The sequence below is a fragment of the Streptomyces sp. OfavH-34-F genome (genome assembly GCF_022347745.1).
Taxonomy (GTDB): Bacteria; Actinomycetota; Actinomycetes; order Streptomycetales; family Streptomycetaceae; genus Streptomyces.
In genome coordinates this window covers 1-15134 of sequence record NZ_JAKRGC010000148.1, presented here as the reverse complement: position 1 = coordinate 15134, position 15134 = coordinate 1, and the positions used below count along the sequence as shown (strand labels likewise).

General features: G+C 71.0%; 14 protein-coding genes. 13 read left to right on the top strand and 1 reads right to left on the bottom strand.

Going from position 1 to position 15134, the window contains the following annotated elements; genetic code table 11:
• From ftsW to MHW47_RS20920, 9 genes are all read left to right on the top strand, one after another.
• Window positions 1-1266: putative lipid II flippase FtsW (ftsW, locus tag MHW47_RS20960; protein ID WP_239225319.1), on the top strand; the 1266-nt coding region annotated here is incomplete at its 5' end.
• Between the two features lie 6 nt (window positions 1267-1272).
• Window positions 1273-2367, top strand: coding sequence for an undecaprenyldiphospho-muramoylpentapeptide beta-N-acetylglucosaminyltransferase (gene murG, locus MHW47_RS20955; protein WP_239225318.1), 1095 nt, complete (start codon window positions 1273-1275; stop codon window positions 2365-2367).
• A gap of 51 nt (window positions 2368-2418) precedes the next feature.
• A complete protein-coding gene (locus tag MHW47_RS20950) occupies window positions 2419-3213 on the top strand; it encodes an FtsQ-type POTRA domain-containing protein (RefSeq protein ID WP_239225317.1) in 795 nt (264 codons plus the stop codon).
• A 276-nt stretch (window positions 3214-3489) separates the two neighbouring features.
• Window positions 3490-4710, top strand: coding sequence for a cell division protein FtsZ (ftsZ, locus tag MHW47_RS20945; protein WP_239225316.1), 1221 nt, complete (start codon window positions 3490-3492; stop codon window positions 4708-4710).
• A 17-nt stretch (window positions 4711-4727) separates the two neighbouring features.
• Window positions 4728-5465 (top strand): peptidoglycan editing factor PgeF, encoded by a 738-nt coding sequence (gene pgeF, locus MHW47_RS20940; protein ID WP_239225315.1) that lies wholly within the window; start codon window positions 4728-4730, stop codon window positions 5463-5465.
• A gap of 6 nt (window positions 5466-5471) precedes the next feature.
• Window positions 5472-6191 carry a YggS family pyridoxal phosphate-dependent enzyme gene (locus MHW47_RS20935; protein ID WP_239225314.1) on the top strand — a complete coding sequence of 240 codons (720 nt, stop codon included), beginning with the start codon at window positions 5472-5474 and terminating at the stop codon, window positions 6189-6191.
• Between the two features lie 125 nt (window positions 6192-6316).
• Window positions 6317-6934: a cell division protein SepF gene (locus tag MHW47_RS20930; RefSeq protein ID WP_239225313.1), complete on the top strand. Its 618-nt coding sequence runs from the start codon at window positions 6317-6319 to the stop codon at window positions 6932-6934.
• A gap of 72 nt (window positions 6935-7006) precedes the next feature.
• Window positions 7007-7291, top strand: a complete 285-nt coding sequence (locus tag MHW47_RS20925) for a YggT family protein (RefSeq protein WP_111332689.1) — start codon at window positions 7007-7009, stop codon at window positions 7289-7291.
• A 49-nt stretch (window positions 7292-7340) separates the two neighbouring features.
• Window positions 7341-8477 (top strand): DivIVA domain-containing protein, encoded by a 1137-nt coding sequence (locus MHW47_RS20920; RefSeq protein WP_239225312.1) that lies wholly within the window; start codon window positions 7341-7343, stop codon window positions 8475-8477.
• Window positions 8478-8632: 155 nt separating this feature from the next.
• Here the strand turns inward: MHW47_RS20920 and ileS are convergent, their stop codons facing one another.
• The gene (ileS, locus tag MHW47_RS20915; protein ID WP_239225311.1) at window positions 8633-11785 is read right to left on the bottom strand and encodes an isoleucine--tRNA ligase; all 3153 of its coding nucleotides are present in this window, start codon (window positions 11783-11785) and stop codon (window positions 8633-8635) included.
• Between the two features lie 550 nt (window positions 11786-12335).
• Between ileS and MHW47_RS20910 the strand changes: the two genes are divergently transcribed.
• From MHW47_RS20910 to MHW47_RS20895, 4 genes are all read left to right on the top strand, one after another.
• Window positions 12336-13028 carry a TraR/DksA C4-type zinc finger protein gene (locus tag MHW47_RS20910; protein WP_239225310.1) on the top strand — a complete coding sequence of 231 codons (693 nt, stop codon included), beginning with the start codon at window positions 12336-12338 and terminating at the stop codon, window positions 13026-13028.
• Window positions 13029-13086: 58 nt separating this feature from the next.
• A complete protein-coding gene (gene lspA / locus MHW47_RS20905; RefSeq protein WP_239225309.1) occupies window positions 13087-13704 on the top strand; it encodes a signal peptidase II in 618 nt (205 codons plus the stop codon).
• 188 nt (window positions 13705-13892) lie between these two features.
• Entirely contained in the window at window positions 13893-14834 is a 942-nt protein-coding gene (locus MHW47_RS20900; protein WP_239225308.1) for an RluA family pseudouridine synthase, read from the top strand.
• The coding region (locus MHW47_RS20895; RefSeq protein ID WP_374230122.1) for a GNAT family N-acetyltransferase at window positions 14831-15134 on the top strand (304 nt) is incomplete at its 3' end. The genes MHW47_RS20900 and MHW47_RS20895, both read left to right, overlap by 4 nt.

Below are 15134 nucleotides of genomic sequence, written 5' to 3'. Positions count from 1 at the left end.
CGGAGCGCGGGCAGCCCCCGCAGCCCGCGCGGCGGGGGAGTGCGGCGGCTGTACGAGCGGGCCCGCCGGGCCTGGGACCGCCCGCTGACGGCGTACTACGTCATCCTCGGCGCCGGACTCCTGATCACCGTGCTGGGCCTGGTGATGGTCTACTCCGCCTCGATGATCAAGGCGCTGGAACTCGGCAAGCCCGGCACCTACTTCTTCCGCAAGCAGTTCCTGGCCGCGGTGATCGGGGCCGGGCTGATGGCGATGGCCGCCCGGATGCCGGTCAAACTGCACCGCGCGCTGTCCTACCCGCTGCTCCTGGGCACCGTCTTCCTGATGGTGCTGGTCCAGGTGCCGGGGATAGGGATGTCGGTCAACGGCAACCGCAACTGGCTCTACCTGGGCGGGCCCTTCCAGCTCCAGCCGAGCGAGTTCGGCAAGCTGGCCCTGGTGCTGTGGGGCGCCGATCTGCTCGCCCGCAAACAGGACAAGCGGCTGCTGACCCAGTGGAAGCACATGCTGGTCCCGCTGGTGCCGGTCGCCTTCATGCTGCTCGGGCTCATCATGCTCGGCGGCGACATGGGCACTGCGATCATTCTCACGGCCATCCTGTTCGGGCTCCTCTGGCTGGCCGGCGCGCCCACCCGGCTGTTCGCCGGGGTGCTGGCCGTCGCCGGGCTCATCGGCTTCCTGCTGATCCGGACGAGCCCCAACCGCATGTCCCGGCTGGAGTGCATGGGGGCCAGCGAGCCCGGTCCCGGTGGCTCCTGCTGGCAGGCGGTACACGGCATCTATGCTCTGGCGTCGGGCGGCTGGTTCGGATCCGGCCTCGGCGCAAGTGTGGAAAAATGGGGCCAACTCCCCGAACCGCACACCGACTTCATCTTCGCCATCACCGGGGAGGAACTGGGGCTGGCGGGGACGCTGTCGGTGCTCGCCCTCTTCGCGGCTCTAGGCTATGCGGGTATCCGCGTGGCCGGACGCACGGAGGACCCCTTCGTGAGGTACGCAGCGGGAGGTGTGACCACCTGGATCACGGCGCAGGCCGTGATCAACATCGGTGCGGTGCTCGGCCTGCTGCCGATCGCCGGTGTCCCGCTCCCGCTGTTCTCCTACGGGGGGTCGGCCCTGCTGCCGACCATGTTCGCCGTCGGGCTCCTGATCGCGTTCGCGCGGGACGAGCCCGCCGCGAAGGCGGCCCTGGCCGTGCGGAGGCCAGGGGTGAGATGGAAGACGATGAGACGGCGCGTCAAGAAGCGTCCGTCCGGAGAGCGGTGAATTTCGGTGCATGTCGTACTCGCCGGCGGGGGGACCGCCGGCCACATCGAGCCCGCGCTTGCCCTCGCGGACGCCCTGCGCAGGCAGGACCCGAGCGTGGGGATCACCGCTCTCGGCACGGAGCGGGGACTCGAGACCAGGCTCGTACCCGAGCGGGGGTACGAACTCGCCCTGATCCCGGCGGTACCGCTGCCGCGCAAGCCCACGCCCGAACTGATCACCGTTCCGGGCCGGCTGCGCGGCACCATCAAGGCCGCCGAGCAGGTCCTGGAGCGCACCCGGGCCGACTGCGTCGTCGGCTTCGGCGGTTACGTGGCCCTGCCGGGCTATCTGGCCGCCAAACGGGCCGGCGTCCCGATCGTGGTCCACGAGGCCAACGCCCGGCCCGGCCTGGCCAACAAGATCGGCTCCCGGTACGCGCACGGCGTCGCCGTCTCCACCCCGGACAGCAAGCTGCGCGGAGCCCGTTACATCGGCATCCCGCTCCGCCGCACCATCGCCACCCTCGACCGGGCCCGCGTCCGACCCGAGGCGCGCGCGGCGTTCGGGCTCGACCCCAACCTGCCGACGCTGCTGGTCTCCGGCGGCTCGCAGGGCGCCCGCCACCTCAACGAGGTGGTGCAGCGCGTCGCGCCGCTGCTCCAGCGCTCCGGCATCCAGATCCTGCACGTGGTCGGGCCGAAGAACGAATTGCCGCGCGTGGACAACATGCCGGGGATGCCCCCCTACATCCCGGTACCGTACGTGGACCGGATGGATCTCGCGTACGCCGCGGCCGACATGATGCTCTGCCGCGCCGGCGCGATGACCGTCGCCGAACTCTCCGCCGTCGGACTGCCCGCCGCCTACGTCCCGTTGCCCATCGGCAACGGCGAACAGCGGCTGAACGCCCAGCCGGTGGTGAACGCCGGAGGCGGTCTGCTGGTGGACGACGCTGCGCTCACCCCCGAGTGGGTGCAGGTCAACGTCCTTCCGGTGCTGTCCGATCCGCACCGGTTGTATGAAATGTCCCGCGCCGCCGCCGAGTTCGGCCGCCGGGACGCCGACGATCTGCTGGTCGGCATGGTGTACGAGGCGATTGCCGCACGCCGTAACGCGTGAGGCGGGCGGGTCCGGGGGCGATGGCCTCCGGACCCGGCGTAAGGAGCGAGCGTGGCCGGACCGACGACCGCCCAGCGCGGCGCAGGGAAGCAGGAGGACACCCCCGACCGGCCGCCGCGCCCGGCCGCCGACGGGCCCCGGATGCCCCGGCGAAGGCTGCTGATCCTGATTGCCGCCGCCGTGCTGCTGCTCGGTTCCGGAGTCGTCTGGGCGCTGTACGGATCCTCCTGGCTGCGCACCGAGGACGTCCGGATCACCGGGCTCCGGGTGCTGACCCCGGCCGAGGTGGAGCGCGCGGCGGCGGTGCCGATGGGGGCGCCGCTGGTCTCCGTCGACACCGGGGCGATCGAGCGGCGGTTGCGCCAGAAGTTGCCTCGTATCGACGAGGTGGATGTCGTTCGCTCATGGCCGCACGGCATCGGTCTTAAAGTGACCGAACGAAAGCCGGTCCTTTTGGTGAAAAAGGGCGGAAAGTTCATCGAAGTGGACGACGAGGGCGTCCGTTTCGCCACGGTGGACAAGGCGCCCGTGCGGGTGCCGCTGCTGGAACTGGCCGCCGGCCGCTCCCCGAGTCTGCGCCGTTTCGGCACGGACCGGCTGGTGCGGGAGGCGGTCCGGGTGGCGGGCGACCTTCCGGACGCCGTCGCCGAGGACACCCGTCTCGTGCGGGTCGCCTCGTACGACGCCATCTCGCTGGAACTCGGCGGGGATCGCACGGTGATGTGGGGAAGCGGTGAAGCGGGTGCGGCGAAAGCGAAAGTTCTCACCGCTCTCATGAAAGTCGCCCCCAAAGCGGGACACTTCGACGTGAGTGCGCCCACCGCCCCGGCGGTGTCGGGTGGTTGACGCACATTTGGCCTGGCCGGCACCCTGGTTGGTCAGCGCTACGGGTGATCACATAGGGTGAAAAGAAAAACGGGAGGTTCGGCGTGTTCGTTGAACGTGCGCCACTTGTCGACTTAGTGTCCTGTTCGGAAGAGTCCATGAAGCAGACACACTGGTAACCCTAAACTTGAACGTTAGGGTTTGGGTCGGCGTTCGGACCGTCCCAATCGGCATCCGTCGTCGCGGCGTGACCACCGCCCAGCGACGACACATAACTCGAGGCGAGAGGCCTTCGACGTGGCAGCACCGCAGAACTACCTCGCAGTCATCAAGGTCATCGGTGTCGGCGGCGGTGGTGTCAATGCCATCAACCGAATGATCGAGGTCGGTCTCAAGGGCGTCGAGTTCATCGCGATCAACACGGATGCGCAAGCCCTGTTGATGAGCGACGCCGACGTCAAGCTCGACGTCGGCCGCGAACTCACCCGGGGCCTCGGCGCCGGGGCGAACCCGGCAGTCGGTCGCAAGGCGGCAGAGGACCACCGTGAGGAGATCGAGGAGGTCCTCAAGGGGGCCGACATGGTCTTCGTCACCGCAGGCGAAGGCGGCGGCACCGGCACCGGTGGCGCACCCGTCGTCGCCAACATCGCGCGCTCGCTCGGCGCCCTGACGATCGGTGTGGTCACCCGCCCGTTCACCTTCGAGGGCCGGCGTCGCGCGAACCAGGCGGAGGACGGCATCGCCGAACTCCGCGAAGAGGTCGACACCCTCATCGTCATCCCCAACGACCGGCTGCTGTCCATCTCGGACCGCCAGGTCAGCGTGCTCGACGCGTTCAAGTCGGCCGACCAGGTCCTGCTCTCGGGCGTCCAGGGCATCACCGACCTCATCACCACCCCGGGTCTGATCAACCTCGACTTCGCCGACGTCAAGTCGGTCATGTCCGAGGCCGGATCGGCGCTCATGGGCATCGGCTCCGCCCGCGGCGACGACCGCGCGGTGGCCGCCGCGGAGATGGCGATCTCCTCGCCGCTCCTGGAGGCGTCCATCGACGGCGCCCGCGGTGTCCTGCTCTCCATCTCCGGCGGCAGCGACCTCGGTCTCTTCGAGATCAACGAGGCCGCCCAGCTGGTGAGCGAGGCGGCGCACCCCGAGGCGAACATCATCTTCGGCGCGGTCATCGACGACGCCCTGGGCGACGAGGTCCGGGTCACCGTCATCGCGGCGGGCTTCGACGGCGGCCAGCCGCCGGCCCGCCGGGAGAACGTGCTCGGCGCGAACACCGCCAAGCGCGAGGAGCCGGCCCCGGCGCCGGTGCGGGCCGCCCCCGAGCCGGTCCGCCAGTCGAGCGGGCTGGGTTCGGTCCCGCCGCGCGAGGAGCCGACGCAGCCGGAGCCGGTCCCGGTCGTGGGTGAGACCCACCTCCCGCCGGTCGTCTCCCCGCCGCACGTCCCGCCGGCCCGTCCCTACTCGGACTCCCAGGCCGAGGAACTGGACGTACCGGACTTCTTGAAGTGATAGATCCGAACAGGGCGGTGAACCCGGAGGTTTCCGTCTTTTCCCGGGGCGGCGCTCACTTCTCCTTCACCGACCGGTGGGGTGGAGTGAGCGCCGCCCCGTACGCGGAGCTGAATCTCGGCGGCGCGGTCGGCGACGACCCCGCCGCCGTTCTGGCGAACCGGGAGCGGGCGGCCCGGGCGCGCGGGCTCGACCCGGCGCGGGTGGTCTGGATGAACCAGGTCCACGGCCGGGACGTCGCCGTGGTCGACGGGCCCTGGGACGCGGAGCGCGAGATCCCCGCCGTGGACGCCGTGGTGACCGCGCGCCGCGGACTCGCGCTCGCCGTGCTCACCGCCGACTGCACGCCGGTCCTGCTGGCCGATCCGGAGGCCGGGGTCGTCGCCGCGGCGCACGCGGGCCGTCCGGGGCTGGTCGCCGGAGTCGTGCCGGCGGCGGTCGAGGCCATGGTCGGGCTCGGCGCCGAGGTCTCCCGGATCACCGCGCGGACCGGACCGGCCGTCTGCGGGCGGTGCTACGAGGTGCCGGCCGCGATGCGGGACGAGGTCGCCGCGCGCGTGCCCGGCTCGTGGTCCGAGACCAGCTGGGGCACCCCCGCGGTCGACGTGACCGGCGGGGTGCACGCCCAGTTGGCGGCCCTCGGCGTCACCGACCGGCAGGCCTCGCCCTTCTGCACCCTGGAATCGGGCGACCACTTCTCGTACCGACGCGACCGCACCACCGGGCGGCTCGCCGGATATGTCTGGCTGGACTGATAGGGCATGACGGAACGCAAGGAAGAACTCGCCGCGAACCTGGCGCGGGTGAAGGAACGGATCGCCTCGGCCTGCGCCGCGGCCGGCCGCGACCGCGAGGAGGTGACCCTGCTCGTCGTCACCAAGACCTACCCCGCGAGTGATGTGCGGATTCTGCACGAACTCGGTGTGCGTCAGGTCGCGGAGAACCGCGATCAGGACGCCGCTCCCAAGGCCGCCGAGTGCTCGGATCTGTCCCTCTCATGGCATTTTGTCGGTCAGTTGCAGACCAATAAGGTTCGTTCTGTGGTCAGTTATGCCGATGTTGTGCAATCGGTGGACCGCGTGAAGCTGGTCACCGCCCTCTCGTCGGCGGCCGGGCGAGCCGGTCGCGAGATCGGCTGCCTCATCCAGGTCGCGCTCGACGCGGAGAGCGGCGAGCGGGGCGCGCGCGGCGGCGTCGCCCCGGACGGCATCGGGGAGTTGGCGGACGCGGTGGCCGGCGCGCCCGGTCTGCGGCTGGACGGACTGATGACCGTCGCGCCGCTCTCCGGCCCGTTCGCCGGGCGGCAACGGGCCGCGTTCGACCGGCTGATGGAATTCTCATCCCGGCTGCGCGGGAACCATCCGGCTGCCAACATGGTCTCCGCAGGGATGAGTGCGGACCTCGAGGACGCGATCGCGGCCGGAGCGACACATGTGCGCGTCGGTACTGCGGTACTCGGAGTCCGCGCCGGGCTCGGGTAACGTCGCCAAGCAAGTCGGACCACAGCAGAAAATATGGTCATTACCGCCCATGGCGGTCTGGCCGGAGTGGATCGCGGCCACCTGGTGACAGAAGCCGATCCACCACAGAGCGGAGGACTCAGAGCATGGCCGGCGCGATGCGCAAGATGGCGGTCTACCTCGGCCTCGTGGAGGACGATGGGTACGACGGTCCGGGGTTCGACCCCGACGACGAATTCGAACCCGAGCCGGAGCCCGAGCGCGACCGGCGCCGGCACCAGCCCGCCCACCAGGTGGAACGCGACCGGGAGCGTGACGAACCGGTCCGCGCGGTCCAGCCTCCGGCGCAGCGGGAGCCGGTTCAGATCCCGGCGGAGCGCGAGCGACCCGCCCGGATCGCACCCGTGGCATCCATCACACCTGAACGCCCGAACCTGGAGAAGAACGCACCGGTGATCATGCCCAAGGTCGTGTCCGAGCGGGAGCCCTACCGGATCACGACGCTGCACCCCAGGACCTACAACGAGGCCCGTACCATCGGGGAACACTTCCGCGAGGGCACCCCGGTGATCATGAATCTCACGGAGATGGACGACACGGACGCGAAGCGACTTGTCGACTTTGCCGCGGGACTCGTCTTCGGTCTCCATGGCAGCATTGAGCGAGTGACACAGAAGGTGTTCCTGTTGTCGCCTGCTAACGTCGATGTCACGGCGGAGGACAAGGCCCGTATCGCAGAGGGCGGATTCTTCAACCAGAGCTGAGAACACGACACCGGGAACCACCCCGGCCGGGAGGCCGGAGCTACGAGAGCCAGGGGAGAGGGAAGCGCGAGGATGGGCGTCGCACAAAGTGTTGTCTACATCGCGTTGATGTGTTTCCTCATCGTGCTGATCTTCAGGCTCGTCATGGACTACGTCTTCCAGTTCGCACGTTCATGGCAGCCGGGCAAGCCGATGGTGGTCGTACTCGAGACGACGTACACGGTCACCGATCCACCGCTCAAGCTCCTGCGGCGGTTCATCCCGCCGCTGCGTCTCGGGGGCGTGGCACTCGACCTGTCCTTCTTCGTTCTGATGATCATCGTTTCCATCCTGATCAGCATTGTGAGCGGGCTGTGAGCGATACCGTCTTGCCGACTGCCGACGACTACGTAGAGGTGAAGAAGAGATGCCGCTGACTCCCGAGGACGTGCGGAACAAGCAGTTCACGACGGTCCGGCTCCGCGAGGGCTACGACGAGGACGAGGTCGATGCCTTCCTCGACGAGGTCGAGTCGGAGCTGACCCGCCTGCTCCGTGAGAACGAGGATCTGCGCGCCAAGCTGGCCGCCGCCACGCGTGCCGCCGCGCAGAACCAGCAGCAGGGCATGCGCAAGCCGCCGGAGCAGCAGGAGCGGCCGGGTGCCCCGGTGCCCGCCGCCATATCGGGCCCGCCGGTTCAGCAGCAGCCCCCGCAGATGGGTCCGCCCCAACTGCCAGGTGGTGCTCCGCAGCTGCCGGCCGGTCCCAGCGGCCACGGCCCCCAGGGCCCGCACGGTCCCGGACCGCAGGGCCCCCACGGCCCCGGCCCGATGCAGGGTGGTCCCATGGGCGGACCGATGGGCGGCCCCATGGGCGGTCACAACCCGCAGCAGCAGATGCAGCAGATGCAGCAGCCGCCGCAGATGCAGCAGCAGCAGGGCCCCGGTGGCGACAGCGCCGCCCGTGTCCTGTCCCTGGCCCAGCAGACCGCCGACCAGGCGATCGCCGAGGCCCGTTCCGAGGCCAACAAGATCGTCGGCGAGGCGCGCAGCCGTGCCGAGGGTCTGGAGCGGGATGCCCGTGCCAAGGCGGACGCGCTGGAGCGGGACGCCCAGGAGAAGCACCGCGTGGCGATGGGCTCGCTGGAGTCGGCCCGCGCGACGCTGGAGCGCAAGGTCGAGGACCTGCGGGGCTTCGAGCGCGAGTACCGCACGCGTCTGAAGTCCTACCTGGAGAGCCAGCTGCGTCAGCTGGAGACCCAGTCGGACGACTCGCTGGCTCCGCCGCGCACGCCGGCCGCCGCCTCGCTGCCGCCGTCGCCCTCGCTGGCCCCGGCCGGCGCGGGTGCCATGGGGCACTCCATGAGCGGCAGCCACGGCGGTCACGGCAACCCGCCGATGGGTGGCGGCAACCCGTCCATGGGCGGTGGCCCGTCGTACGGCGGCCAGCAGCAGATGTCCCCGGCGATGACGCAGCCGATGGCGCCGGTGCGGCCGCAGGCGCCGCAGCCGATGCAGGCTCCGTCGCCGATGCGGGGCTTCCTGATCGACGAGGACGACAACTGAGCGGGACGCGCTCGTCGAGCGCGTAGCCGTCGGCAGGCAAAGGGCCGGGCCCCGGGGATCTCCCCGGGGCCCGGCCCTTTCGCATGCCCGCCCGCGCGGCGGGGGCGGGTGCGGACGCCGGCGGGGCCGGAGGCGGCCTCGCCGGCGTCCGGCGGTTACGCCTGCGCCTTGCGGAGGCGGAACGCCAGGGACAGCGTCTCGTCCTCGAAGGGCGTGCCGTACGCGGCGTCCGCCTCGCCCTGGGCGTAGTCCACCGCGAGCACCTCGTCCGCGATCAGCGTCGCGTGCTCGGTGAGCGCCTCCGCCGTCGCCGGGGAGGTGGAGGTCCAGCGGACGGCGATGCGGTCCGCGACGTCCAGCCCGCTGTTCTTGCGGGCCTCCTGGATCAGGCGGATCGCGTCACGCGCCAGCCCCGCCCGCCGCAGCTCGGGGGTGATCTCCAGGTCCAGCGCGACCGTGGCGCCCGAGTCGGAGGCGACCGACCAGCCCTCGCGCGGGGTCTCCGTGATGATCACCTCGTCCGGGGCGAGGGCGACCTGCTCGCCGTCCACCTCCACGGAAGCGGTGCCCGACTCGCGCAGGGCCAGCGACAGGGCCGCCGCGTCCGCGTTCGCCACGGCCTTGGCCACCGCCTGGACGCCCTTGCCGAAGCGCTTGCCGAGCGCCCGGAAGTTGGCCTTGGCCGTGGTGTCGACCAGCGAGCCGCCCACCTCGGACAGCGAGGCCAGCGAGGAGACGTTCAGCTCCTCCGTGATCTGGGCGCGCAGCTCGGCGGAGAGGGCCTCGAACCCCGAGGCCGCCACCAGGGCGCGGGAGAGCGGCTGACGGGTCTTGACGCCGGACTCGGCGCGGGTGGCCCGGCCCAGCTCGACCAGCCGGCGCACGAGCGCCATCTGCGCCGACAGGGCGGGGTCGACGGCCGCCGGGTCCGCCTTCGGCCAGGACGAGAGGTGGACCGACTCCGGCGCGTCCGGCGTGACCGGCACCACCAGGTCCTGCCAGACCCGCTCGGTGATGAACGGGGTGAGCGGGGCCATCAGCCGGGTCACGGTCTCGACGACCTCGTGCAGGGTGCGCAGGGCCGCCTTGTCGCCCTGCCAGAAGCGGCGGCGGGAGCGGCGCACGTACCAGTTGGACAGGTCGTCGACGAACGCGGAGAGCAGCTTGCCGGCGCGCTGCGTGTCGTAGCCCTCAAGGGCCTGGGTGACCTGCTCGACCAGGGTGTTCAGCTCACCCAGCAGCCAGCGGTCCAGCACCGTGCGGTCGGCGGGCGCCGGGTCCGCGGCCGAGGGCGCCCAGTTCGAGGTGCGGGCGTACAGGGCCTGGAAGGCGACCGTGTTCCAGTAGGTGAGGAGCGTCTTGCGGACGACCTCCTGGATCGTGCCGTGACCGACCCGCCGGGCCGCCCAGGGGGAGCCGCCGGCCGCCATGAACCAGCGGACCGCGTCGGCGCCGTGCTGGTCCATGAGCGGGATCGGCTGCAGGATGTTGCCCAGGTGCTTGGACATCTTGCGGCCGTCCTCGGCCAGGATGTGGCCCAGGCAGACCACGTTCTCGTAGGACGACTTGTCGAAGACCAGCGTGCCGACGGCCATCAGCGTGTAGAACCAGCCGCGGGTCTGGTCGATGGCCTCCGAGATGAACTGCGCGGGGTAGCGGCTCTCGAAGACCTCCTTGTTCTTGTACGGGTAGCCCCACTGCGCGAACGGCATCGAGCCCGAGTCGTACCAGGCGTCGATGACCTCCGGCACCCGGCGCGCCTCCAGGCCGCAGCCCTCGTGCGTACAGGCGAAGGTCACGTCGTCGATGAACGGGCGGTGCGGGTCGAGGCGGGAGAGGTCGGAGCCGGCCAGCTCGCCCAGCTCGGCGCGCGAGCCCACGCAGGTGAGGTGGCCCTCCTCGCAGCGCCAGATCGGCAGCGGGGTGCCCCAGTAGCGGTTGCGGGAGAGCGCCCAGTCGACGTTGTTGGTCAGCCAGTCGCCGAAGCGGCCGTGCTTGACCGAGTCCGGGAACCAGTTGGTCTTCTCGTTCTCCTGGAGCAGCCGCTCCTTGACCGCCGTGGTGCGGATGTACCAGGACGGCTGCGCGTAGTACAGCAGCGCGGTGTGGCAGCGCCAGCAGTGCGGGTAGCTGTGCTCGTACGGGACGTGGCGGAAGAGCAGGCCGCGGTCCTTGAGGTCCTCGGTCAGCGCCTCGTCGGCCTTCTTGAAGAAGACCCCGCCGACCAGCGGCAGGTCCTCCTCGAAGGTGCCGTCGGGGCGGACCGGGTTGACCACCGGCAGGCCGTACGCCTTGCAGACCAGGAGGTCGTCGGCGCCGAAGGCGGGGGACTGGTGGACCAGACCCGTACCGTCCTCGGTCGTCACGTACTCGGCGTTGACGACGTAGTGCGCCTCGGCCGGGAAGTCGACCAGCGCGAACGGGCGCTCGTACGTCCACCGCTCCATCTCGCGGCCGGTGAACGTCTGCCCGGTCAGCTCCCAGCCCTCGCCGAGCGCCTTCTCGACCAGCGGCCGGGCGACGACGAGCCGCTCCTCGCCGTTCGTCGCGACGACGTAGGTGACGTCCGGGTGGGCGGCGACGGCGGTGTTGGACACCAGCGTCCACGGGGTCGTCGTCCAGACCAGCAGCGCCGCCTCGCCGGCCAGCGGGCCGGAGGTGAGCGGGAAGCGCACGAAGACCGAGGGGTCGACGACCGTCTCGTAGCCCTGCGCCAGCTCGTGGTCGGACAGGCCGGTGCCGCAGCGGGGGCACCAGGGGGCTACGCGGTGGTCCTGGACCAGCAGGCCCTTGTTGAAGATCTCCTTCAGCGACCACCACACGGACTCGACGTACTCGGGGTCCATCGTGCGGTACGCGTCGTCGAGGTCGACCCAGTAGCCCATGCGGGTCGTCAGCTCGGCGAAGGCGTCGGTGTGCCGGGTCACCGACTCGCGGCACTTGGCGTTGAACTCGGCGATGCCGTACGCCTCGATGTCCTTCTTGCCGTTGAAGCCCAGCTCCTTCTCGACCGCCAGTTCGACCGGCAGGCCGTGGCAGTCCCAGCCGGCCTTGCGGCCCACGTGGTAGCCCTGCATGGTCCGGAAGCGGGGGAAGACGTCCTTGAAGACCCGGGCCTCGATGTGGTGGGCGCCGGGCATGCCGTTGGCGGTCGGCGGGCCCTCGTAGAACACCCACTCGGGGCGGCCCTCGGACTGGTCGAGGCTCTTGCGGAAGACCTTGCTCTCGCGCCAGAAGTCGAGCACGGCGTGCTCGAGGGCGGGCAGGTCGACCTGGGCGGGTACCTGGCGGTACTGCGGCGATGTCATGTGCGGGCTTCCTCCGGCGGATGCTTCCTCTTCCGTCGGAGGGACGAGAACCGAGCCGGTCCCCGCGGTACCACCCTCCTTGGCCCCGGGCCTGCGCCCCGGACCCCCTCATTGGGGTGCGATGCCGGTTCTACTGGCCCCGACGGGGCGTTCTTCCGGCGGCTCCGGGGTGATCTTCACATCGCGCTCGCCTCCGGGCTCCCACCGTCCCCGGATCGCTGCTGGCCGCGTACGACGCTACTCGTCCCATCCACGCCTCTCGCTGAGGCCAGTGTACGGGCCCCGGCGGTCCCCGGCCGACCGGTTTGCGAGGGGGCCGGGCGTGACCCGAATGGCCACCCGGCCGGACCGGACGGGAGCGCGACGGGGCGCACGGCGCGAAGGCCGGATTACCCGGCGGGCAGCGGGGCACAACGGATGCAGACGGGCGGTGATCCGGACACGGGGAGGGGCGGTGCGGCGGCGTGCCCCGTTGCCGCGCGGGCGGGGTCGACTTATCGTCCCAGCACGACTCGCGTGCAAGATCACAATCCGTGAAGGGGCCGCGGCCATGGTGGAGAAGAAGGCGCCCGCGAAGAAGGCGCCGGCCAAGAAGGCCGCGGCGAAGAGGACGGCGGCGAAGAAGACGGGGTCCGCGGGGAAGAAGACCTCCGCCGCACCGGCGGAGGACCGCGGACCCGCGCCGAAGCAGACCGGGGCCGAAACGGCCCCGGCGACCACGGGGGCGGCCGAGGCCGCCGAGCAGACGGGAGCCCACAGGGTGGCAGCCAAGAAGAGCCCGGCCAGTACGCGGACCGCCGACCAGGACACGGCAGCCGTGCCGACCGCCCGCGCCGCCACGGAACCCGGCGAGCTGGCCGTACGGCCGGGCGAGGACCCCTGGACGGCCGGGGAGGTGGCCTCCGCGCGCGAGGAGCTGACCGGCGAGATGACCCGGCTCCGCAACGAGCTGGAGGCGTCCGGTCTGGCGCTCGCCGGACTGATGCGGGACTCCGGCGACGGGGCGGGCGACGACGAGGCCGACACCGGCACCAAGAACATCACCCGCGAGCACGAGATGCAGCTCGCCGCCAACGCGCAGGAGATGCTGGACCAGACCGAGCGCGCCCTGGCCCGGCTGGAGGCCGGCACGTACGGGCTGTGCGAGGTCTGCGGCAAGCCGATCGGCAAGGCGCGGATGCAGGCGTTCCCGCGGGCCACTCTCTGCGTCGAGGACAAGCAGAAGCAGGAGCGAAGGGGCTGACCCGCACACCTGTGCCGTACCCTCGTCTATCAGTCGGGAACTAGGTTGAGGGACTCACGTGGCTGAGGCGGAGCGCATCATCGACACGCCGGACATCACCGGAGCCGAGGGCGGCGAGGCCGCGCCGGACGGCCAGGACACCGGTGCCACCGCCGGGGCCGAGCCGGAGGTCGACCGGTCGCCGGCCACGCGCCGGCGCCGGGTCATCGTGCTCTTCTGCGTGGCCCTCGTCGCCTATCTCGTCGACCTCGGCAGCAAGATGCTCGTCGTGGCGAAGCTGGAGCACCAGGAGCCGATCGAGCTGATCGGCGACTGGCTCAAGCTCGACGCCATCCGCAACTCGGGCGCCGCGTTCGGCTTCGGCGAGGCGTTCACGATCATCTTCACGGTCATCGCCGCCACCGTCATCGTGGTGATCGCCCGGCTCGCGCGCAAGCTCTACAGCCTGCCCTGGGCCATCGCCCTCGGCCTGCTGCTCGGCGGGGCGCTCGGCAACCTCACCGACCGCATCTTCCGCGCGCCGGGCGTGTTCGAGGGCGCGGTGGTGGATTTCATCGCCCCCGCGCACTTCGCCATCTTCAACCTGGCCGACTCCGCGATCGTCTGCGGCGGCATCCTGATCGTCCTCCTCTCCTTCAAGGGCCTGGACCCGGACGGCACCGTGCACAAGGACTAGGGTCTGTCCGGCGGATCATGGCCGGGGTCGCGACGCCTGGCACGGCACCTCGCCGCGTTGCCGAAACGCCCGGATAGCTCCGCTATCAGGTCATTCCGGCGCCTTGCGATGCACCGCACCAGACGCCGCGACCCACCCGACCCTGATCCGCCGGACAGACCCTGGGGTCTGCAAGGCATACTCGACTGGTGAGTACGCATCCCGAGGTCCGCACCCTGCCCGTCCCCGATGGCCTGGAGGGCGAGCGCGTCGACGCCGCCATCTCCCGGATGTTCGGCTTCTCCCGCACCAAGGCCGCCGATCTGGCCGCCGCGGGCAAGGTCCAGGTGGACGGCGCCGTGGTCGGCAAGTCCGAGCGGGTGCACGGCGGTGCCTGGCTGGAGGTGGAGATGCCGCAGGCACCCGCCCCGGTCCAGGTCGTCGCCGAGCCCGTCGAGGGCATGGAGATCGTCCACGACGACGACGACATCGTGGTCATCGTGAAGCCGGTCGGCGTCGCCGCCCACCCCAGCCCCGGCTGGACCGGCACCACCGTCATCGGCGGCCTCGCCGCCGCCGGGTACCGCATCTCCACCTCCGGCGCCGCCGAGCGCCAGGGCATCGTCCACCGCCTCGACGTCGGCACCTCCGGACTGATGGTCGTCGCCAAGTCCGAGCGCGCCTACACCCTGCTCAAGGCCCAGTTCCGCGACCGGGTCGTCGAGAAGAAGTACAACGCGCTGGTCCAGGGCCACCCGGACCCGATGAGCGGCACCATCGACGCGCCCATCGGCCGCCACCCCAACCACGACTACAAGTGGGCGGTCGTCGCGGACGGCAAGCCCTCCGTGACGCACTACGACCTCATCGAGGCGTACCGGGCCGCCAGCCTCCTGGACATCAAGCTGGAGACCGGCCGCACCCACCAGATCCGGGTGCACATGTCCGCCCACCGCCACCCCTGCGTCGGCGACCTCACCTACGGCGCCGACCCCACCATGGCCAAGCGCCTCGGCCTGACCCGGCAGTGGCTGCACGCGGTGAAGCTGGGCTTCGAGCACCCCTCGGACGGGCGCTGGGTCGAGTTCACCAGTTCCTACCCGCAGGACCTCCAGCAGGCCCTGGACCGGATCGCGGAGGAGAGCCGGTGACCACCCCGGCGCCGCTCGCGTACACCACCCGCACCGTCACCGACGAGCGGGACCGCGCCGCGTGCTTCCAGCTGCGCAAGGAGGTCTTCGTCGTCGAGCAGAACGTGCCCGAGGAGATCGAGTACGACGCCCACGACGCGGACGCGGTGCACGTCATCGCCGTCGCGGCGGACGGCACCACGCTCGGCACCGGCCGGCTGCTGCACGGCCCCGCCGCCTCGCACACCGGCGGCGACCCGGCGGTCGGCTCGCTGGGCCGGCTCGCGGTGAGCGAGCGGGCGCGCGGCCTCGGCGTCGTCC